At 69.6% G+C, this 19,490-nt stretch carries 17 protein-coding genes and 1 pseudogene; 12 read left to right on the forward strand and 6 right to left on the reverse strand.

What is annotated here, in order from left to right; translation table 11 throughout:
- Positions 1-27: 27 nt before the first annotated feature.
- Positions 28-381 (forward strand): hypothetical protein, encoded by a 354-nt coding sequence (locus AB0I54_RS42350; RefSeq protein WP_363301703.1) that lies wholly within the window; start codon positions 28-30, stop codon positions 379-381.
- A gap of 258 nt (positions 382-639) precedes the next feature.
- Positions 640-813, forward strand: a pseudogene (locus AB0I54_RS42355) (sugar phosphate isomerase/epimerase); the annotation flags it as partial.
- A 17-nt stretch (positions 814-830) separates the two neighbouring features.
- Here AB0I54_RS42355 and AB0I54_RS42360 read toward each other — a convergent pair.
- Entirely contained in the window at positions 831-1,724 is an 894-nt protein-coding gene (locus AB0I54_RS42360; RefSeq protein ID WP_363301704.1) for a hypothetical protein, read from the reverse strand.
- 655 nt (positions 1,725-2,379) lie between these two features.
- On the opposite strand from AB0I54_RS42360, the gene AB0I54_RS42365 reads away from it, so the two are divergent.
- From AB0I54_RS42365 to AB0I54_RS42375, 3 genes are all read left to right on the forward strand, one after another.
- Entirely contained in the window at positions 2,380-2,562 is a 183-nt protein-coding gene (locus tag AB0I54_RS42365) for a hypothetical protein (RefSeq protein WP_363301706.1), read from the forward strand.
- Between the two features lie 439 nt (positions 2,563-3,001).
- Complete coding sequence (locus AB0I54_RS42370; RefSeq protein WP_363301707.1) at positions 3,002-3,538, forward strand: hypothetical protein; 537 nt, start codon at positions 3,002-3,004, stop codon at positions 3,536-3,538.
- A complete protein-coding gene (locus AB0I54_RS42375; RefSeq protein ID WP_363301708.1) occupies positions 3,532-4,095 on the forward strand; it encodes a hypothetical protein in 564 nt (187 codons plus the stop codon). Before AB0I54_RS42370 ends, AB0I54_RS42375 begins: the two co-directional genes overlap by 7 nt.
- A 42-nt stretch (positions 4,096-4,137) precedes the next feature.
- On the opposite strand, the gene AB0I54_RS42380 is transcribed toward AB0I54_RS42375, so the two are convergent.
- On the reverse strand, positions 4,138-4,767 hold the full coding sequence (locus AB0I54_RS42380) for a hypothetical protein (RefSeq protein ID WP_363301709.1): 630 nt from the start codon (positions 4,765-4,767) through the stop codon (positions 4,138-4,140).
- 283 nt (positions 4,768-5,050) lie between these two features.
- On the opposite strand from AB0I54_RS42380, the gene AB0I54_RS42385 reads away from it, so the two are divergent.
- Positions 5,051-6,823 carry an FAD-dependent oxidoreductase gene (locus tag AB0I54_RS42385; RefSeq protein ID WP_363301710.1) on the forward strand — a complete coding sequence of 591 codons (1,773 nt, stop codon included), beginning with the start codon at positions 5,051-5,053 and terminating at the stop codon, positions 6,821-6,823.
- Positions 6,824-6,865: 42 nt separating this feature from the next.
- Here AB0I54_RS42385 and AB0I54_RS42390 read toward each other — a convergent pair whose 3' ends face one another.
- Positions 6,866-7,069 carry a hypothetical protein gene (locus tag AB0I54_RS42390; protein ID WP_363301711.1) on the reverse strand — a complete coding sequence of 68 codons (204 nt, stop codon included), beginning with the start codon at positions 7,067-7,069 and terminating at the stop codon, positions 6,866-6,868.
- Between the two features lie 384 nt (positions 7,070-7,453).
- On the opposite strand from AB0I54_RS42390, the gene AB0I54_RS42395 reads away from it, so the two are divergent.
- The 3 genes from AB0I54_RS42395 (at position 7,454) to AB0I54_RS42405 (ending at position 11,479) form a co-directional block, all read left to right on the forward strand.
- Positions 7,454-9,364, forward strand: coding sequence for a multicopper oxidase domain-containing protein (locus AB0I54_RS42395; RefSeq protein WP_363301712.1), 1,911 nt, complete (start codon positions 7,454-7,456; stop codon positions 9,362-9,364).
- A 419-nt stretch (positions 9,365-9,783) separates the two neighbouring features.
- Positions 9,784-10,854 (forward strand): IS630 family transposase, encoded by a 1,071-nt coding sequence (locus AB0I54_RS42400; RefSeq protein WP_363301722.1) that lies wholly within the window; start codon positions 9,784-9,786, stop codon positions 10,852-10,854.
- A gap of 55 nt (positions 10,855-10,909) precedes the next feature.
- Entirely contained in the window at positions 10,910-11,479 is a 570-nt protein-coding gene (locus AB0I54_RS42405; RefSeq protein ID WP_363301713.1) for a maleylpyruvate isomerase N-terminal domain-containing protein, read from the forward strand.
- A 476-nt stretch (positions 11,480-11,955) separates the two neighbouring features.
- On the opposite strand, the gene AB0I54_RS42410 is transcribed toward AB0I54_RS42405, so the two are convergent.
- The 3 genes from AB0I54_RS42410 to AB0I54_RS42420 all read right to left on the reverse strand — a co-directional run bounded on the left by AB0I54_RS42410 (position 11,956) and on the right by AB0I54_RS42420 (position 14,854).
- Positions 11,956-12,852: a replication-relaxation family protein gene (locus AB0I54_RS42410; RefSeq protein ID WP_363301714.1), complete on the reverse strand. Its 897-nt coding sequence runs from the start codon at positions 12,850-12,852 to the stop codon at positions 11,956-11,958.
- Between the two features lie 463 nt (positions 12,853-13,315).
- A complete protein-coding gene (locus AB0I54_RS42415) occupies positions 13,316-13,837 on the reverse strand; it encodes a hypothetical protein (RefSeq protein ID WP_363301715.1) in 522 nt (173 codons plus the stop codon).
- A gap of 513 nt (positions 13,838-14,350) precedes the next feature.
- Positions 14,351-14,854, reverse strand: a complete 504-nt coding sequence (locus tag AB0I54_RS42420) for a hypothetical protein (RefSeq protein WP_363301716.1) — start codon at positions 14,852-14,854, stop codon at positions 14,351-14,353.
- Positions 14,855-15,088: 234 nt separating this feature from the next.
- On the opposite strand from AB0I54_RS42420, the gene AB0I54_RS42425 reads away from it, so the two are divergent.
- The 3 genes from AB0I54_RS42425 to AB0I54_RS42435 are packed head-to-tail and all read left to right on the forward strand — an operon-like array spanning position 15,089 to position 18,857.
- On the forward strand, positions 15,089-16,357 hold the full coding sequence (locus AB0I54_RS42425) for an ATP-binding protein (RefSeq protein WP_363301717.1): 1,269 nt from the start codon (positions 15,089-15,091) through the stop codon (positions 16,355-16,357).
- 56 nt (positions 16,358-16,413) lie between these two features.
- Positions 16,414-18,093 (forward strand): transposase, encoded by a 1,680-nt coding sequence (locus AB0I54_RS42430; RefSeq protein ID WP_363301718.1) that lies wholly within the window; start codon positions 16,414-16,416, stop codon positions 18,091-18,093.
- Positions 18,090-18,857, forward strand: a complete 768-nt coding sequence (locus AB0I54_RS42435) for an ATP-binding protein (RefSeq protein ID WP_363301719.1) — start codon at positions 18,090-18,092, stop codon at positions 18,855-18,857. The genes AB0I54_RS42430 and AB0I54_RS42435 overlap by 4 nt, the downstream gene beginning before the upstream one ends.
- Positions 18,858-19,490: the final 633 nt, after the last annotated feature.

Raw genomic sequence — 19,490 nt, forward strand, 5'->3', positions numbered from 1 at the left:
GCCAGGGACCCGGCGGAAGGGAGCGTGGTGGGTATCGACGACGTGCTGCGCTTCCTCGGCGCGGATCCGGCCGCGCTCGCTCCGGCCCCGCCCGGGTGGGCTGGGCGGGAGGCGTCCGTGCGGCTCGCCCCGCCTCCGCCGCCGTGTGCGGGATGCGGCCGGCCCGCCCGGGCGACCACCGCCGCTGACCTTCCCGGCTACGGGCTGCGCTGGCTGGACCGCTGCCGGGAGTGCTTCCTGGCCACCGCCGGCATGGCCCCGGGACGGGCGCCGGACACGGTGGAGCAGGTCCTCGCCGACGTGCGGGCCGCGGCGTTCGAGGCGGGCGTGGTGTCGCCGGTGATCCTTGTCGAACGGGCCGAGGGCGCTCGTCGTGGCTGAGCCGGGCCGGTACCACCTCACGCTGAAGTGAGTGCCTGTTCCTGATGCAACCATGACATGGCGGCGGCTGTGACGCGTTGGCGAACGGCTGGTTGTTCACGCGTGCGGCCAGCACCTTGGGAAGGACATGATGAAGCTTCTCCTCACTGGCTTCGGTATCAAGAACGCGAGCATCCAGGATGCGCTGGTCGACCTCCTGGGTAAGCCGATCGCCGAGTCCAGCGCCCTGTGCATCCCCACCGCGGGTTATGGGGCCCCGGCGCCGGCGTGCACCCCCTCACCGAGTGCGTGGAGGTCCTCTCCCGCCACGGCTGAGACGGCTGGCTGTGCTGGGAGTACAAGAAGCGGTGGTACGAGGAGGCGGCGCCGCTGGAGGGGCTGCTCGCCGACGGACGGGAGCATCTGGGGCGGCTGCTCAACGAGTGCGCGTAAAGCCGCGCGGAGACGACCTAGCGGCCGAGGGCCAGTCGCACGGACAGGTTGTGGTACTTCCGCAGCCGGTACAGCTCCCAGCACGACAACACCGTCACCGACACCGGAGCGCCGAGCAGAAACACGATCCGGGCAAGGACGGGAACCTCGGCGTTCGCGTTGTTGATCACGTCGAGGGCGGCCATCACCCACGCCAGCACGGTGGCGAGAACCGGCGGCAGCACCTCGTGGATGTCGGCGGTGCGGAACACGTGGTTGAGGCAGAGCGCGATCCCGTACAGGGCGAATCCCAGCGACCATGTGCAGAGGGCGATGAGGACGACCATGCCGGGAATCCCGATGGCGTCACGGAAGCCAGTGGTCGCCGGGTCGGGCGCGACGGCGAGGGGGAACGTTGCCATGGACCCCATCAGAGCCGCCACCGCCCCGAAGGGCTTCAGGGACCGCCGCAGGTAGAGCCGGCGCAGCGCGCCCTGCGCGGCGAACGCGAACAGGGCGATCACGAACGGGAAAGCGCACACGAGGAAGAGTGTGCTGGTCCAGCTCTGGTCGAACTTGTCGCTCGCGACGGCGTCGGCGCCCTTGGCGGTGTCGACCGGCTTGTATGACATGACCAGCACGAGCCAGGCGGCGGCGCCGAGCCCGGTCCGCCACATCTGGATCTTGCGCACCGTCAGGTCCTCGACGGCGTCCGGGCGCGAGGGGCGGAAGGCCCGCTGAGCGGCGTAGAACGGGTTGTAGACACACTTGAGGATCCGCTGCCCGCGCGTCAGCGGCGGCCGGGGCGGTCGCGGGAACGGATGCTGCGGGCCACCGCCGTGCGGTTGTGGCGGGTACGGGCCCCAGCCCTGCGGATGTCCCGGAAACCCCTGCGGCGGCACGGGGGCGGGCTGCGGCGGGTAGGGCCCCACGCCGGGACCGCCGGGGTACGGGTGGGGTCCGCCTCCGGCGTAAGGCTGAGGGCCGGGACCTGGGCCCGGCTGTCCACCGGGGCCGTATCCGGGTCCGCCCGTCGGACCCCACTGACCATTGCCGTGCGTACTCATCCCGTGCGCCCCCGATGTTTTCGTCTGTGCCGTGCGCTGCGTGGCTCGAACCGTCCGCTCGGCGTGCGGCGTGATCCTACCCATCGCGGAGGCCGAGAAGCGTACGCTTCCGGGGCCGGGCCGGGCACCGATGGGCAACGACCCCTCTCATCGCGTGGGAGCCCGTTTGCGCAGGTGGGGTGCTGTGGGCAAGCCCTTCGGGGACGCCGACACCTCTCTCCGCAATAGCCGGAGAGAGGCTCTGCTCCTCTCCCGGGCTGTAGCGGAGCGGCGGGGCGTATTCAAGGCCGCAGAGCAGTGTTCTCGCAGGCCGGATTCATTGAATGCGGGATGGGGATTACGAAGAGTCGATGGCGAATGCGCTGGTCAGTGCCGGTTGCGCGGCTAACCCCCGCGCCCAGCACTCTTGCGCTGCCCTGCGGCACCCCTGCCGGTGCCGCAGGGCCAAAGGGGCCTTTGTGCCCTGCCATCCATCTGCACGCGGGGCTGCCGCGTGCTTGATCCCGAGGGGGAATCTCCCGTGTCCGCACTCGCTCTGCTCGTCGTGCTGCTCCTGGTCCTGGTGGGCCTGGTCCTCGTCGTCGGCCTGGGCTACGTGGTCCACCGCCGTCCGGCGCTCGCCGTGCCGCTGACGGTCGCCCTGGCCGGTGCCGGTGTCTTGGCCGCCGTTGTGTTCGGGATCGTCCAGAGCGTGGGGCGGTGACCCGCACGGGCGGCCGCGTCACTGCCCCGCGCGGCCGCGGCGGGCCTGCGCAGTGGGCTGCGCATTCGCGTCCGGGACCATTGCGCAGACCTCGTCGGAGGCGTGCGTACGTGCGCAGCGGTCACGGGGTGCGCAGCCCGCTGCACACTCGGGCAGGGTGGCTGACTTCAGCTGCTGCGCAATCGGGGACGCGGTTGCGCAGGTTTCGGCCGGATGGCCTGCGCAGCGCTGTGACCTGGCGTGGTCTGGCTCATGGTCGGGCCTGGAGGGTTCATGGTCGGGGGTGGTGAGGGCCGTGGTCGGGTCTGCGTGTTGGCGCTGAATTGCCTGTAACCATGGGTGCTTGAGCGGCTACGGTGGCGATCATCGCGCGACGGCAATAGGGGGGCGGATGCGAACTGCTGGCAGGATGCGCACGGTTGGGCTTTGCGCATGCGCAGTGACACTCACGGCGGCCCTGGCCGGGTGCGGCTCCGGCGGCGACAAGGGCGCCGCTTCGACGCCTGTGTCGTCGGCGACTCCGTCGCGGCCGGTCGTGACGGAGTCGGCGGACCCTCAGGCCGCGGAGAAGGCGGCCGTGCTGAAGGCGTACCGGGGGATGACGGCGGCTGAGGCGAAGGCGTACCGCAAGGGGTCCGAGGAGGGCACGGGCCTGGCGCAGTACGCGACGCTGGATGCCCTGGGGCAGACGCGTCTGGACCTGGCGCGGATGAAGGAGGCCGGGACGGTCGTGCGGGGCGAGGTCGGCCACGACCCGAAGGTGACGAGCCTCGACTTGAAGGCCGGCACGCCGAAGGCGACGTTGTCGGACTGCATTGACCTCTCGCGGTACCAGACGTACGACACGCGGGCGAAGAAGGTGATCCCGCTCCCGACCAGCCGGCCGCTGCGCTACCTGGCCACCGCGAAGGCGGAGCGGTGGAAGGGCCGGTGGATGGTCACCGATTTCACCCCGCAGGGCGACTGGACATGCTGAGGCGCGCGGCGGCGGCCGCGGCCGTGGTCCTGGCCGCCGCCGTTCCCGTCACCGCGCACGCCGACGACAGCGGGCGCGGCATCGGCACGCCCGGCTGTAAGGGCGCCTCCAGGTACGTCGAAGTCTGCGCCGACGACGACTCCAGCTTGTCGGGCGGCTCGGGCACACCCGCGTCTGCCGGTACCCCGGGCAAGAGCAAGGGCGGCTCCGCGGCGCCGAAGTGCACCTACACCAAGCTCGTTCCTCAGCCGCCGGCGGACAACCTGGCTATGCAGGACGGCAAGAGGCGCGGCGGCAAGGAGGCGGTCCATCAGGTCCTGTGCCCGGACACGGGCCGTGTCGGTGTGACCTGGATCCCGGACGGCGCCGCCCCGGCCGCGCCCGCTGTCGACCCGGAGACCCTCGCCCGGCGCGCCGTCGGCCGCTGGCGTGTCGGTCCGGTAGCCCGGTCGTGCGCAGTGAGCCCACCACGAAGCACGTCTCTCACCCCATCCGGCCGTGGGCGGCATCCGCGTCCTGACCGCGTGGCGCTCGCCGTTCACCAAGATGTTGCCTGAAGGGCGATAGTTGTCCTGGGGCCGGTTTGGTTTGCGCGCTTTTTACGGCGGTTTTCCTTGCCCGGTCTGCGCACTGGGGCTGCCCGCGGCCGTACGCCGCCCCTGCCGAGCGCGGCCGAAGGCCCACGCGCCCAGACCCGTCAGCAGGGCCGCCCCGGCTCCGTAGACCGGCAGCCACAGGGTGGTCGTGGATGCCAGGCAGTCGGCGATGGCGTCGTGGCGGTGGACGACCTGCGCATTGGCCAGGGCGGTACGGTCACGGCTGGCGAGGTTCGCCAACGAGGCCTGCGTGCGGAGGCTTTCGAAGGTGCCCAGCCGAATGCACTGCTTGCGGGTCCCCGCCATCGGAAAGAGCCATGCCCAGCGCTGCATCATGGGAGCCAGCGCGACCGCGGCACACAGACCCACCACCAGCGAATACGCCGTCAGGTCCTGCACATACGAAAAGCGGAGATCCGGCATGACCGTCGGCGGTCGGTAGGAGGAGAGGACCACCACGAGAAGCGTCACACCGATGTAGGTGGCGAACCACTGCCAGGACCCCTGCGCGAGGGCGAAGGTGAGTACGGCGGCGAGAGCGATGCCGACGACTCCCGGCTGAACGGGTTCTCGATGGCCGCCTGCCCCGACAGAGGTGGTTTCCCCGGCTCCTTGAGGGCTGAGGTTGTGCATTCGCGCTCTCCCGCCTGCTTCCGAGACCACCAGTGTTCACGCGGATCACGCCACAGGCCCGACACCATGCCGAGCGCGGGCACCGGATCCTCTTGATCTGCTCGTATGCCCGGACGCGAACTGCTTGTACGCCCCCGTGCACCCCTGCGCCTGCGCGCCCGGGCACTTCCCGGCGACTCGCCCGCCGCCACTCGCCAACGTAGCGGAATGTCCGAATTGGTACAGTCTGGCGGCCGCAACAGGTGATCTACACCGAGGGCATCCAGGCTGGAGGCTGCCGGAGATGGGCAAACCAACACGGCGCGACCTGCTCAAGGGGACCGCGGCGCTAGGCGCCGCCACCCTCGCCGACGGAGCTCTGGGGACATCGGCCCAGGCGCGTCCACTCGTCCGCACGAGGCCGGAGCAGGCGCCTTCGGACCAGGCCGCGTCGGCGCCGGACCGGCACGACGTGCTCGACGTCGCGGTCATCGGTGCTGGGGTGTCCGGGGCGTACACCGCCTGGCGGCTACTCGGCCAGGAGGCCGAGCGCAGCCGCGCGCTGAAGGAGCTTCGGCGGCGGCGCGGTGGTCCTCTCGCGGTGGGCCTGTTCGAGGGCAGCGAGCGCGTCGGGGGCCGCCTTTTCTCGGTGACGCCGCCCGGTATGCCCCACCTGCACGCCGAGCTGGGCGGGATGCGCTACCTGACCGACCAGCCGGTCGTGGCCCAACTCGTGGACCATCTCGGGCTGCCGACGACCCGCTTCCCGGTCGACGAGCCGCAGAACCTCGTCTATCTGCGCGGCCACCGCTTCACCCAGGCCCAGTGGAACGACCCCACGGTCGTGCCTTACGCCCTGCCGGCCGCGATCCGGGGCAAGACGCCCGACGACGCACTCGTGTCGGTCATCGAGCGCTTCGTCCCCGGCGCCGCCACCATGGATCACCAGGCGTGGGACAAGATCAAACCGACGGCGTCGGCCGACGGCCGGCTCCTCTACGACATCGGGTTCTGGAACCTGCTGCTCGACACGGTCGGACAAGAGGGGTGGAACTTCCTCCACGACGGCTTCGGCTACGGCTCGGTGGTCGACAACGTCAACAGCATCGAGGCCATGGAGGCGTCGGTGGCCGACTTCGTCGGCTCCCCGCCACCGCACTACCGGCTCCTGGTCAACGGCTATCAGACGATGCCCGAGGAACTCGTCCGGCGGTTCGAGGCGGAGGGCGGAAGCGTCCACCTCCACCACCAGGTCCGCCGAATCGACAGGGAGACCGTCCACGGCGAGGACGTGCTGAACCTCGCCCTGTCCGTCTGGCCCGAGGGACGGCCGCTCACGGTGCGGGCGCGGCACGTCGTGCTGGCGATGCCCCAGCGCTCGATCGAGCTGCTGGACCCGGACACCTTCCTCTTCACCAGCGACCGGTTCCTGTCCGACCTCGGCTCGATCGTCCCGAGGCCCGCCTCCAAGCTCTTCCTCGGCTACGACCGGCCGTGGTGGGAGGATCTAGGCCTGCGCGCCGGCCGCTCGGTGACCGACCTGCCGCTGCGCCAGACCTACTACTGGGGCGTGGAGGGGAAGCAGCCCGGGGCCGACCCCGGCAACCGCAACGCCCTGCTGCTGGCCTCCTACAACGACCTCAACGACGTCGAGTTCTGGAACGAGTTGCTGACCCGCCCGAACCGCCTCGCCCCGGTGTCGGTGACCCGGCCGCCCCGGCCGATGGACGCGACGGCCTCGGGGCCACTGGTCGACGAGGCACAGCGTCAGCTGCGCGAACTGCACGGCCCCGACGCCCGTATCCCCGAGCCGACGTCCGCCTACTTCCAGAACTGGGTGCAGGACCCGTACGGAGCGGCCTACCATTTCTGGCAGGTGGGGGCGAAGAGTTGGGAGGTCATGCCGCGCATGCGCCGCCCGCTCCCCGACGCCAACCTGTACGTCTGCGGAGATGCCTGGTCGACCGGGCAGGGATGGGTCTACGGCGCGCTCACCCAGGCCGAGCTGATGCTGGAGGAGCACTTCGGCCTGCCCCGCCCGCCATGGCTCCCGGCGAGCGTCTACCTCGGCCCGTAGGCCGCCAAGCCGCCCCTCAGCCGCGTGGACAACGCTGCGGGGTCAATACATCTGGAGCCGCTCGAGGTTGCGGTCGAGGATCGACCGCAACCTTTCGACGTCCGCGGGGGTTGGCGCCCCGCGCTTGGGCAGCAGGATCGAGGCGGGCGTGTACGAGCCTGCGCCCAGCAGCACGAAGGAGCCGGGCGTCTGCGCGTAGCGGGCCATCCGCGCCCAGCGGGTGAGCTCGCTTCTCTTTTTGGTCATGGCGGTCACGCCCCACCCGTCGACCGAAACTTAGACCCGCAGTCCGCGGCGCAGCCGAATGTGACGCGCCAGAAGAACGTTTAGTGGATTGTCGACTCATTCAGGGTGCTTACAGATGGCGCGTCATGGTACTGCTTCGCGGAGGGAAGTCGGCGTTCGGCGGGAGCGGCTGCGGGTGGGATGAACGAGTTCGGCCGCACCAGGTGAGATGGTTTTGAATGTATTCAGACTGGCGGTAATAATTCGATTCCGATGCCGGTCGAATTGCTGCTGAGATCGGTTCAATGAGTGGCTTTCCCGGACGGGACCGGCGTGTTGCGGCAGCGTTCCGAACCGGCCCTGTACCCCTTGGACGTTATGTGAGGCGAGGGAAGGCTGGAGACGATGATTGAGCGAAGGAAATTCCTCGCGGCCGGTGGCCTGGGGGCTGCGGTCATGCTTCCACAGGGTGTTCTGGGAGGGCGGGCGTATGGGGCGCCGGCTGACCCGCCGGCAGGGTGTGAGGACCCTGCGGGGACGCCGAACACCCCTCCGCTGGAGAGGTTTGTCGACCCGCTGCCCAGGCCGATGACAGCCATCTCGGATCCTTCCGTCTATCCGGGCGCCGATTACTACGAGTTCACGATGCGGCAGGACTCGTGGCAATTCCACCGGGATCTCGGACCCTCACCAGTGTGGGGTTACTGGGCCGCGAACCCGCACGACCCCGGCAACCCGATCGGCATGGGCTATCTCGGGCCGACCTTCAACACGACCAGGGACCACCCGACGGTCGTCAAGTGGCGCAATGAGCTGCCGACCACCCACATGTTCCAGGACGTGATCGACGACATTCGCAACAAGAAAGCCGTCGTCGCCCCGATCCCTCCGCCTCCCTACAAGTACGTCCCGCAGTTCCCCGATGACATCAACGTGTGGAACGTCGTACACCAGCACGGCGGTTACACAGCACCTCAGTCCGACGGCCTGCCGCTGCAGTCGTTCAGCCCGAAGGGTTTCCATGCCGAGGGCTACACCACCCTGGACCCGGGCCGGGTCAAACCCAACGAAGCGATCTACGGCTACACCAACCACGACCATTCGTGCATGCTCTGGTATCACGATCACGCCATGGGGATGAGCGCTCTCAACGTCTATGCGGGACTTGCCGGTCTCTACCTCATTCGTGACCCCGCCGACGAGCGGCTCGGGCTGCCGCGAGGCGAATTCGAGGTCCCCCTCATCCTGCAGGACCGGACCTTCTACGAGGACGGCTCGCTCGCCTACACCATGGTCGACAGGGAAGGCGAGGACACCCCGGTCGTCAACGGGAAGGCGTACCCTTACCTGGACGTCGAGCCGCGACGCTACCGGCTGCGCATTCTCAACGCTTCGAACGAGCGTTTCTGGCGGCTGAGGTTCGACGTTCCCAGAGATGTACTTCTTCAGCCGCAACTGCCGTTCTGGCTGATCGGCACAGACGGCGGCTTCCGTGCTCCGTTGCAAATGCTGGACTTCCTGATCAGTCCAGCCGAGCGGTACGACCTGATCGTCGACTTCAGTCCGGCCAAGGGTAGCGAAGTAACATTGACGAACTACCCGGGAACGCAGGTCCACTTCCCCGGCATCACCGGCTGCGGACCGGAAATCGCGGACATCATGCGATTCCGGGTCAACAAGCCACTGTCCGGAGGTGGGGACAGGACGACGCCACCCGAGAAACTCAAGCTGCAGTCGGTCCCGCCCATCAAGCCGAAACCGCACACCCGTCGGCGGCAGTGGGTCGTGTACCAGCACCAGCTCTTCAGGACGATGACGTTCAACGCGGTGCCGTTTATGGAGCCGTCCCAGGACTTCATCAAGGAGGGCTCGACCGAGATCTGGGAGTACATCAATCCCAACCACGACGCCCACCCGATGCATGTCCACCTCGTCAACTTCCAGGTGCTGGACAGACAGCCGATCGACGCGGCCCGCTACCAGACGGATTACGAAAATTGGGTCTACGGTGGCCGCAAACCGGAGGACCTACCGGTGCTGGCGAACTATTTCACCGGCTCACCGATTCCGCCGGACCCGGACGAAGCGCTGTCCTACAAGGACACGGTCAAGGCTCCTGCGCAGATGGTGACCAGAATCATCATTCAGGAATTCATTCCGCCGAAGGATGAGATTGCGTCGATTCCGGGCAGCGGCGCCGAGCTCCCGGCGACGTACATCCACCACTGCCACCTCCTCGAACACGAGGACGACGACCTGATGCGCCCCTGGACGATCGTCGGCCACGACGACCACGACCACGGCGACGGCCATTGACGGGATCGGTCGACCCGCGTGTGATGGTCTGCGCCCAAGGGGCCCGGACCGGCACTGACGCCATGACCGGACCCTCCCCGGATCCTCGCGAGTACGGCGCCCGCAAGAGGACGGACGCGGCCGTCGGCGACCTCCAGCCGAGCTGACCTACGACGGGCTTCGGGCCGCCGAGGGCAACAAGGGCGGGCGCCGCCCGGCCATCACACTCGAGAAGACCCACGACGTGCGCGTCGCGTACCTGGACGGCCAGTCCATCGCCAGTCTCGCCCGCGAAGACGACGCTAGTGCTCTGACCGGGAAGGTTCGCCGGGTTGGTGGTTGTGGCGGTTGGATGTGCGATGACGTCGGATCCGACTGCTGGGGGTGTGGTGGGAGAGCCTGTCCGTGTACGCAGGTTGACCGACTAGGAGGGGCAGAAGCTGCAGCAGATCGTGCGCCGGGGCAGCACCAGTTCGGTGCGATACCGGCGCGCGATGATGCTGTTGGCCTCGGGCGGCGGGAACCGGGTGCCGGTGATTGCGAAGCTGGTGCAGGCCGACGAGGACACGGTCCGGGACGTGATCCACCGGTTCAACGAGATTGGCCTGGCCTGTCTGGACCCTCGGTGGGCGGGAGGCCGTCCCCGCCAACTCAGTCCTGAGGACGAAGACTTCGTCATCCAGACGGCCACCACCCGCCCGACCAAGCTCGGCCAGCCCTTCACCCGCTGGTCGATCCGCAAACTCACCGCCTACTTGCGCCGCGTCCACGGCCGCGTGATCCGTATCGGCCGAGAGGCTTTACGGTGCCTGCTCGCCCGCCGTGGCATCACTTTCCAGCGCACCAAAACATGGAAGGAGTCACCCGCCCTCGAGCGCGACGCCAAGCTCGACCGCATCGAGGAGGTCCTGGAACGCTTCCCGGACCGGGTCTTCGCGTTCGACGAGTTCGGGCCGCTCGGGATCCGACCGACCGCCGGCTCGTGCTGGGCCGGGAAGGGACGCCCCGAGCGGCATCCCGCGACCTTCCACCGCACGCACGGGGTGCGCTACTTCCACGGCTGCTACTCGGTCGGCGACGACACCCTATGGGGCGTCAATCGTAGGAAGAAGGGCGCCGCCAACACCCTGGCCGCGCTGAGGTCGATCCGGGCGGCCCGCCCGGACGGCGCCCCGATCTACGTCATCCTGGACAACCTGTCCGCCCACAAGGGCGACACGATCCGGCGCTGGGCCCGGAAGAACCGGGTCGAGTTGTGCTTCACCCCGACCTACGCCTCCTGGGCCAACCCGATCGAGGCCCACTTCGGACCGCTGCGGCAGTTCACCGTCGCCAACTCCAACCACCGCAACCACACCGCACAGACCCGCGCCCTGCACGCCTACCTGCGGTGGCGCAACAAGAACGCTCGCCACCCCGACGTACTGGCCGCCCAACGCCGCGAGCGCGCCCGCATTCGCAGTGAGAAAGGCATCCGCTGGGGCGGACGTGCCAGGTGCCTGGCAGCGTGAATGGACGACTACCGTCACAGCCCAGTCGCACAGCACGAACCGCAAGGAGCTCCGCATGGACCATCAGGACGTCGACGCCGCCGTGGCAGAGATGCTGCGGATACTCAGCCCCCATACCGCCGAGGACTGGACGGTGCCGGCGGGGCCGCTCGAATGGACCTGCTGGCAAACAGCAGCGCACATCGGCCATGACCTGCTGGCCTACGCGGGACAGCTGGCAGCACAGCCCGCCGGCGCTTACCTTCCCTTCGACCTGAACGTCCGTTCCACTGCCTCACCGGCTGAGGTGCTCCAGGCCGTCACCGCCTGCGGCGGGCTGCTCAGCAGCGCGTTGGCCACGGCCAGCCCAACCTTGCGTGCTTGGCACTGGGGTCCGTGCGACCCCGACGGGTTCGCAGCGATGGGCGTCGCCGAAACACTCCTGCACACCCACGACATCACGCAGGGATTGTCCGTGGACTGGCTACCACCAGCACCACTGAGCGCAGCCGTACTCAACCGACTCTTCCCCGTCGCCCCGCCCGGAGACCCCACCCAGGTACTTCTTTGGTGCACCGGCCGCGGGGACCTCGACGGCCTCCCTCGCCAAACCTCATGGAGGTGGGAAGCAGCACGATCGGACTGACCGAGCTGATTCGGCGAACCTTCCCGGTCACAGCACTAGCCGCGGAGCCATCCGCACGGCCGTCGCCGACCTTATGCCCGAACACGCCGCGGGCCACAAGGACACCCCGGCCCTGGAACGGCCGGGTCGCCCTCGACGTGCCGGGCAAGATTGCGGACTTCCTCCCCGACGCCGAACTGGACGACGCCGAGCGGGCCGCGCTCGACCACGGCGTGGTCGTACGGCGCGGTCGCGCTTGGTGTGCATATCCCAGTAGAGCGCTGCCAGCTCGGCCGGGTCGACGCGCGGGAGCGCGGGGGCCTAGGGGTCGGCGTCAGGGAGCGTCTCAGCCAGGGCAGCATCGGACACCTACAGGCGAGCCGCCCCTCTGATGCGCACCACGTCCAAGAGTCCAATGGGTAGTCGCCCGCCGCCCGTGGCACCGGCGGCGCCCCACTCGCTTCCCGCTCTGGTCCGCAGCGATTGCGCAGGCTCGTCTAAGGGTGTCGGGCGTGGCTCCAGGGGACTTGGTGTTCGGGGTTTTGGGCGGGGCGCCACACGGGTGCGGAAGGGCCGCCCTGGAGCAGGTCGGTCATGGGCGCTGCCAGGACGGGGACGTTGCGTAGGAAGCCGGTCAGTGCCGGTTCCGAGGCGGCTGCGTGGAGGGCGCGGATGCGTGTCTGGACGCCGGTGGGTCCGGTGCCGTCGAGGACGAACAGCAGTCGCGGGAACAACGGGTAGCGGCGCCGCCAGTTCTCTTCGAGGAGCTGCTGCCCAACGGCGGTCCGTGGGCGTCCGGGTGGGGGTGCGGTGATGTAGTTGTGGAGGCGGGCGTAGGCGGTGAGTTTCGCGGCGAGGCGTTCGGGTCCCATGGTGGCCCGGTCGACCTCGACGAAGGCCCGCAGCATCGACCCGCCGTCGGCGGAGGTGCGGTAGTACAGAAGAGCGTCCGGGATGACGGCCTCGCCGCTGCCTAGAGGGTGATAGACCTCGGGGATCCAGTCCAGAGGCCGGCAGACGTCGCCGCGGCGGCGGGCGTCCTGCAGGAAGGCGAGCCCGGTCTCCGTCACGACCAGCGAGTGGCTCACCCGTAGCCGTGCGGCGGTGGGGTCGGCGATCAGCTTCGGCGGCCGCCAGTCCCGCAGTTCAGGCCACTCGGAGGCGATGTTCACGCCGTACTGGGTGGCGAACCACACCCGGGTGCGGCCGGCCTGCGGCAGGGTGATGCGCTCGATCAGACCCTCGTCGCGGAGCTTGGCCAGGCGGCGCCGCGTCTGCTCGATCCGCACCCCGGGTGCGATCGCCAGATGCATCTGCTCGGTCGTCGCCATCCGGTACTGCGCCAGCACCGCCAGCGCCAGCCGGTCCCCGCCTCCTGCGTCTGCGTTCAGCATCGCCACCGTCGTCCCTTCCGCACGGTGCGGCGCCGTTCTGCCCGGCGCCGCGCTCAGGACCCAGGCCAGCAGCCGGCCCCGACCAGAGGACCGACCACGAAGGCCCGACCAGCGTCACGATGCGATAACCCCGCCCCCGACCACGCCCGGGACCCCACCGGGGACCCCTCCGGTATCCCCGCTGACAACTGCTCGCACCCACCGGGCGTCTGACGGCGTATCCGCAGGTCACCATGCCTTTTGGGCGTGGTCGGAGAGCCAGACATCCCCCTCTGCACCCCCACAACGCCCCCGCCTAGAAGAAGAAAGGGAAAAGGGGAGGGCGGGCGTGGTGTGGCGGAGCCTCGGGGGATCGGGCGGCCTTCAAGGGTGTTGCGCGTCGGCGGGGCCGCCGAGCTCCGCGCCGGACAGTCGGCGCACCAGGGGACCGGAGCGCCGGCCGGGCGCAGCTGCGCCGACAGGGTCAGGGCGACGGCTGTGCCGACTGTGGGGCCGGCCCCGCGTCGTCCGGGTCCTGTCCGTGTTCGTACAGGGCGCGGGCCTCGGTCACGGCGCGCTGCCAGCTGCGCTCGTTGCCGCCGTGCTCGCGCGCCAGCTGGGCGGCGATGCCGCGCCGGTATCCGCCGGCCTGCCGGAGTTCTGCGAGGGCGGTGGCCACGGCCTGGTCGCGCTGGGCGCGGCTGGGACCGCCTCCCTGGTTGCCACGGCTGTCTCCGGAGCGCCGTCCAGCGGTCTGGAGACGACCAGTGCCGACGTCCTCCTGCCAAGCCGCCCAGAACGCTTCTACGGCCTCCTGGACGTAGAAGCGGGTGCGCCCGATCGTGCACGCCACCTCCGGGAACCGGCGCTCTGGCGGGTACTGCTCACGCTGAGCCTTCCAGCGGGCCACGGTGGCCGCCGACGCTCCGGTGAGCTGCATGACCCACGCGCGGCTCACCACCCACTGGCCGCCCACGATCCGACGCGACGCGCCGTCCCCGCTCATCACCGACACTCCCTCATGCTGTGCGCAGCGCAGCATCACGACCACCAACTCCCGTTACACTAGACCAGTCTCTCCTAGAGATGCGCTGGCAGGGAATTCCGGAGAGGGTTTGCCGACCCGCTCGTATCCGAAATTCCCCGCCAGCATTTTTTAATTCGCCCCCACTAATGAACCGGCCCGATTCCAAGAAAAGCACCCGGGCAAGGAATGGCGCGGCGCAGCATTTCGCCTTTATTTCTTCCCCCCCGCGGAGCGGGTGTCCCGGGGCGCTGCGCGCCCTGGGGAAGTGAGGGCGGGCGGCTGCGCCGTCCGCACTGGCGGGGCGGTCCGCTGCGCTCCCCGCCCAGTGGGACACGGTTCGCTGGGCTCCCCTCCCCGGCGTTGGTGGCTGGGGAGGGGAGCTGTGTGCGCAGGGGTGCCGGGTCGCCATCGCCAGCACCCCTCCGCGCCCCGGTACGGGCCAACCGGGGCAGGGAAGTAGGCCCGGGGAGCCACCCCGGGCCCATGGGGCCTCTACAGGACGGTGTAGGCGACCGGCGGGTAGACCGCCTCGCACCCGTCCTCGTCGTCGCCGTCGTCGGCGGAGTGCACACCGAAGGCGTCCACGTAGGCGCCGGGTTCACGGTCCCCGAGCAGCTCGGCCGCCTCAGCAGCGGGGCACTCGTTCAGCGCCCCCCAGCACAGGTGCCAGGCCTGCACCGTGGCGCTCCCGCCAGCACCGGGGGAGCGCAGGTACATGACGCCCGAGCACAGGGTCTGCGCCAGCCCGCAGGTCAGCAGGAAGACGAAGTTGTCCAGGTACTCGGGCTCCGCGCCCACCAGGTCATCAGAGCCGCCGTCACCCTCCACGGTGATCGGCAGAGTTGCGCTCAAGGGGCGCTCCTGCCCCTCCATGTCGACCCCGAGCCGCACGACGTGCTCACCCGGCGCCAGCCGCGCCATGAGCGTCATCACGACCGCGTGCGCTTCCTCGCGGGCCTCTGCGATGACGTCCAGAGAAACCGGCTTGAGCTGCATTCTTTTCCCCTTCGTTTCGCCTAGAGATGTGTGAATGGGTGGGTGGGTGGCGGTGGTTGGGCGTCAGCTGGTGTGGGGTGGTTATCGCTGGTCGTGTGGTCTTTCTATGTTGATCTCGGCTGTCATGGGATGACCAGGCTGCTGCCATGGGCTGCATAGCAGGGTGGTGGTTGGCTGTCATGGGGTTGCTCATTCCTGTGTGTGTGGTTTCTGTGCTCGGGTGTGCTGGTGGGTATGGACGCGGATGGCCGGCTGGCGCGGGGTGTGGTGGTGCGTCGGTTGTTGGCGGTGGATCAGGGTTCGGGGTCGGTGTCGTCGCTGCATGTGCGGGTGATGGCGGAGGCTGCGGGGGTGACGGTCCGGACGGTGTGGCGGTGGCTGTCCGAGGCGCGTGAGGGCCGGTTGGAGCCGGTGTCGCGGCAGGACAGGTTCACGCTGGATGACGAGTTGTGGGCGGTCCTGGCGGAGGTGGGTGGGAACGTCGCGGCGTTGTATCGGCAGATGACGGCCGATGACCTCACTGGGGGTGTGCCGTCGCTGGGCACGTTGCATCGCGCGGTACAGCGGGACCTGCGTGCGGGGCGGGTGCTGGAGGTGGCGAGGCCGTCCCGGAATCGGGTGGAGGCTGGCCGCTATGACCGGGTCTTGGCCGAGTTGAAGTTGCAGCGGGCGGGTGAGGGCCTGCCGGTGGTCGACGCTGATTCGCCGTCCCCGCCCGGGGCTGCGGCGGACGGGGACGGCGAGGAGGGTGTCGGGCCTTCGCGGGGTGGTGTGCGGTTGTTTGTGCCGGGGGCGCGTGTGGTGTCGACGGCCGGGGTTGCTGCGGTGGTAGAGGCGGTGGGGCATACGGCGGCGGCGCGTGGGATCGGGTGTGTGTTCGGGGATCCAGGAGTGGGGAAGACGGTGGCGGTGCAGCAGGCGCTGTATCTGCTGCCTTCCCGGGTGCCGGTGTGGCGGGCGGTGGTCGGAGTGAAGCCGGGCCTGCCTCAGATGCGCGCGTCGCTTCTGGACGCGCTGGGGCTGGCGGCGGGTTCGCTCTCGCACCGGGCGCAGCCGGCGGACCGCGCCCTCGGGGAGGTGCTGCGCCGGCCGGGGGTGCTGTTCCTCGATGACGCGCAGCGTCTGTCTCCTGCGTTGCTGGACTATCTGCGGTTGCTGTGGGACGAGCCGGGCACGGCGGCCGCGTTGGTGTTGTGCGGGGCGGGCGCGGAGCGGGTCATTGCGCGGGCACCGGCGTTGCGGTCGCGGGTGCTGACCTGGCATCAGGTCCTTGGACTGGATCAGGAGCGGCTTGCGGAGACGCTGGCGATGTTCCATGACGTGTGGGAGGGCGCGGATCCGGCGGATGTGGGGTGGGCGGATGCCACGGTGGCGCGGGGCAACTTCCGTACCTGGGCGAAGATCACCTCCCACGTCTATGCCCTGTCCAAGCGCGGCCCGGATACGCGCGTGGACCGTTCGTTGATCGAGCAGGCCTGCGCCCGGCTGGGCCCCTACCCGTGACGGGGCTGGTGCACGGGAGCGGGAATGGGGAGAGCACGGCGGCGGGGAGCGGTTCCATGATCAGTCCATCCGAGGCAGAAGACCCGATGCCGCTGGACGCGTCGGCACCCGAGTCGGTGCTTCAGGGTCCGGCTCTGGCTGCGCTGCGTGGTCCTGCTGTGCAGCAGTTGCTGCGGTTGCGGGTCCAGGGGCGGCTGTCGCGGGGGCATGTGCGGTTGGCGGGGGAGTGCCTGGGGGTGTCGGAACGGACAGTGTGGCGGTGGCTTGCCCAGGCTGAAGCCGACCCCAGCGCGGCCGCCGGCCCGGGTGCCAGGTCGCAGAACCGGTTCGAGGTCACGGCCGAGGTTCGGGTGCTGCTGGCCTACTGGCGGGGTAACGCCTCGGCGGTGCACCGACAGCTGGCCGTCCGTGCCCTGCAGGAGGCCGGGGAGCCGGGCACTGCGGTACCGGGCGGGGCGCCAGCGGAGGCGGTGCCGTTGCTGGACCCGCTCCCGTCGTTGTCGACGTTCCTGCGGGCGGTGCGCCGTGACCTGACCGCTGGAGAACGCGCGGCCCTGGCGCGGGGTCCTGAGGCGGCCCGGGCCCATGACGTGTTCGGTCGGCGGCCCCGGGTGTGGCGGAACCACACCTGGGAGGCCGACCACGTCCAGGCGCCGCTCCTGGTCGACGCCGACGGGGAACTGGTGCGCCCGTGGGTGACCTGGTACATCGATGTCGCGACGAAGGCCATCACCGGTACCGCAGTCACACCCGGCCATCCGTCCAGGGCCTCGATCCTGGCGGCCCTGCGCGCCGCGGTGCTGCGCACCGGACCGTACGGACCGGCGGGCGGCGTCCCCGAGCACGTGCGCGTCGACCGCGGCCGGGATTTCTTGTCGAAGACGGTCCTGGGCGCGTTCGGTGTCCTGGAGGCCAAGGTCGAGGACCTGCCGGCCTACAGCCCTCACCTGAAGGGCACGGTGGAGAACCTCAACCGGTGTGCCGACCGCATGCTCTTCGCTGTCCTGCCCGGCTACACCCTTACTCCAGCGCCGCGGCGCGCCAAGAAGAAGACCGAACCCGACGAGCCTGTGCCGCTGACCTTCGCCGAGTTCACCGCCGAGCTACTGGACTGGGCGCGGTGGTGGAACGCCGAGCACCGCCCTGCCGGTCTTGCCGGCCGGACTCCCATTGAGGCCTGGCTGGCCGATCCCACGCCGCTCTCGGACATCCCCGAAGCCGCCTTGTGGGGGTTGATGCTGGAGGACGACGGCAGAGTGCGGAAGCTGAGCAGCCATGGGGTGCGCTGGCGCGGCCGCGACTACGTCGGCGCGTGGATGGCCGGCCAGGCCGGCCGCAGCGTCCGTATCCGGCACATGCCCCACCATGATCACGAGATCGAGGTCTGCGACCCGGCCGGCCGCCACCTCGGCACCGCCCATCTCGCCGACGCTGCAACCCCCGAGCAGCTCGACGCCCTGCGCCGTACCCGCACCGCCAGAGCCCGCCGCCTGCGCGAGGAGGCGAAGAAGGCCGAGGCCCTGCGCCGCCAGCGCTTCGCACCGGCCACCGCTCCCACGCCCGCGCAGCGTCTGGGCGCCGTCACGGCAGTCGAAGCCGACCAGGAACTCACGACGGCCGACCACACCGACATGGCCGCCCTCGCCCTGCCGGACCTCATCCCGCCCGCCCCGCCACCCGACGACTGGAACACCCCAGCCTCCCTGCGCCCCGCCACCGGAGAAGACAGCCGATGACCAGCCAGCTGCCACCGCGGGAGACTGACCACTACACCCGGCTCCCGGACGCCGCAGTCGTCACGACCCGCGCGCTCCTTGCCGCGAGGGAGAACATCACCGACACGATCGAGGCCAGGGCGATGATGTGCCTCCACGGCCCAGCCGGCGTCGGCAAGACCCTCGCCGTCAACGTCTGCCTGCGCGAGCTCGAGCGCACTCGCGGCGAGGAGGTCTGCCGGATCACCTTCCGCGCCCGCCCCACCGCCCGCGCGGTACGCCACGAACTCTTCGCCACTCTCGGTCTGCCAGGCGAACCCCCGCGTCACCCATCCGAGTTCGACCGGCTGCTTCTGGACTCCCTTGCAGCTCAGCCGCGTACGCTGGTCGTGGACGAAGCACAGTGGCTCAATCGAGAGACGTTCGAATACTTCCGGTTCGCCTGGGATAACCCGTATACGCAGATCGCGATCATCTTCGCCGGTGGTGAAGGCGCGCACAGCGTGTTGCGGAGGGAGCCGATGCTCTCCTCCCGCATCTTCATCTGGCAGCACATCACCAAGCTCCACCTGGAGGAAGTTCAGCAGGTCATCCCGCTCTACCATCCGATCTGGGCGAGAACCGATCCCGCGGACATCGCCTTCGCCGACCGCCACGCGGCGCACGGCAACTTCCGCAACTGGGCCCGGCTCACCGCCCACACTATGACCGCACTTGAACGAACAGGCCGAGACCATCCGGACCAGGAAGCGCTCCGCTGGGCCTTCAGCAGGCTGGGCAGCTGACACCCCCCAAGGCGAGAACATGGCCGACTCTTGACGAGGCGTCACCTGGATTCAGCGGTCGGCACGGCAGCGCGCGCAGGAGCAGAGGCAAGGAAGCCTTGATCCAGAATCGATCTGAATTATATTTTGAAGCACGAGCGCGAGTGCCCGCCCGAACCTTCACGGTACCGGAAGGGAGGCACAACCCCAGCCCCTTCGCAGTCACCCCCATCCCGAAGACCCGTTTCCGACTCAGCCTCACATCTCCTCTCATGCAGGCCGGGTGAGCGACCACCCCACCCTCCCCGGCCGCTGCACGGGCCGAAGGCCCGTCACCCGCGCGATAGCGCGGAGTGGCTGGAGCGCAGCGGAAGCCACCGGGCCGGGCACAGCCCGGCTTCGGCCCGCAACGCGGGCCGGCCTCCCGGAGCAAAGCGAAGGGAGCGTCAATTCACTGGCGAAGCCAGCGAATTGAGCGGTGAGCGCAGCGAACCGCCAGCGCTCCCGCGGAGCGGGTACCATCGCGCTGCGCGCGATGCAAGCGAACTCGGGCGCTGCGCGCCCGAGTTGCGGGCGCGCGGCGGCCGGGGGGCGGCCGGGGCGGGGTCACCCCCCACACATAAACCGAGTTCCAGCCGGAGTTGATGCCCGCAG

It is taken from the genome of Streptomyces sp. NPDC050625 (assembly GCF_040654755.1).
Classification (GTDB): domain Bacteria; phylum Actinomycetota; class Actinomycetes; order Streptomycetales; family Streptomycetaceae; genus Streptomyces.

What these genes read in the sequence shown, in the direction of transcription:
- AB0I54_RS42375 (WP_363301708.1), top strand. Translation starts at nt 3,532, where the DNA reads ATGCTGAGGCGCGCGGCGGCGGCCGCGGCCGTGGTCCTGGCCGCCGCC.
- AB0I54_RS42380 (WP_363301709.1), bottom strand. Translation starts at nt 4,767, where the DNA reads ATGCACAACCTCAGCCCTCAAGGAGCCGGGGAAACCACCTCTGTCGGG.
- AB0I54_RS42385 (WP_363301710.1), top strand. Translation starts at nt 5,051, where the DNA reads ATGGGCAAACCAACACGGCGCGACCTGCTCAAGGGGACCGCGGCGCTA.
- AB0I54_RS42390 (WP_363301711.1), bottom strand. Translation starts at nt 7,069, where the DNA reads ATGACCAAAAAGAGAAGCGAGCTCACCCGCTGGGCGCGGATGGCCCGC.
- AB0I54_RS42395 (WP_363301712.1), top strand. Translation starts at nt 7,454, where the DNA reads ATGATTGAGCGAAGGAAATTCCTCGCGGCCGGTGGCCTGGGGGCTGCG.
- AB0I54_RS42405 (WP_363301713.1), top strand. Translation starts at nt 10,910, where the DNA reads ATGGACCATCAGGACGTCGACGCCGCCGTGGCAGAGATGCTGCGGATA.
- AB0I54_RS42410 (WP_363301714.1), bottom strand. Translation starts at nt 12,852, where the DNA reads ATGCTGAACGCAGACGCAGGAGGCGGGGACCGGCTGGCGCTGGCGGTG.
- AB0I54_RS42415 (WP_363301715.1), bottom strand. Translation starts at nt 13,837, where the DNA reads ATGAGCGGGGACGGCGCGTCGCGTCGGATCGTGGGCGGCCAGTGGGTG.
- AB0I54_RS42420 (WP_363301716.1), bottom strand. Translation starts at nt 14,854, where the DNA reads ATGCAGCTCAAGCCGGTTTCTCTGGACGTCATCGCAGAGGCCCGCGAG.
- AB0I54_RS42425 (WP_363301717.1), top strand. Translation starts at nt 15,089, where the DNA reads ATGGACGCGGATGGCCGGCTGGCGCGGGGTGTGGTGGTGCGTCGGTTG.
- AB0I54_RS42430 (WP_363301718.1), top strand. Translation starts at nt 16,414, where the DNA reads ATGATCAGTCCATCCGAGGCAGAAGACCCGATGCCGCTGGACGCGTCG.
- AB0I54_RS42435 (WP_363301719.1), top strand. Translation starts at nt 18,090, where the DNA reads ATGACCAGCCAGCTGCCACCGCGGGAGACTGACCACTACACCCGGCTC.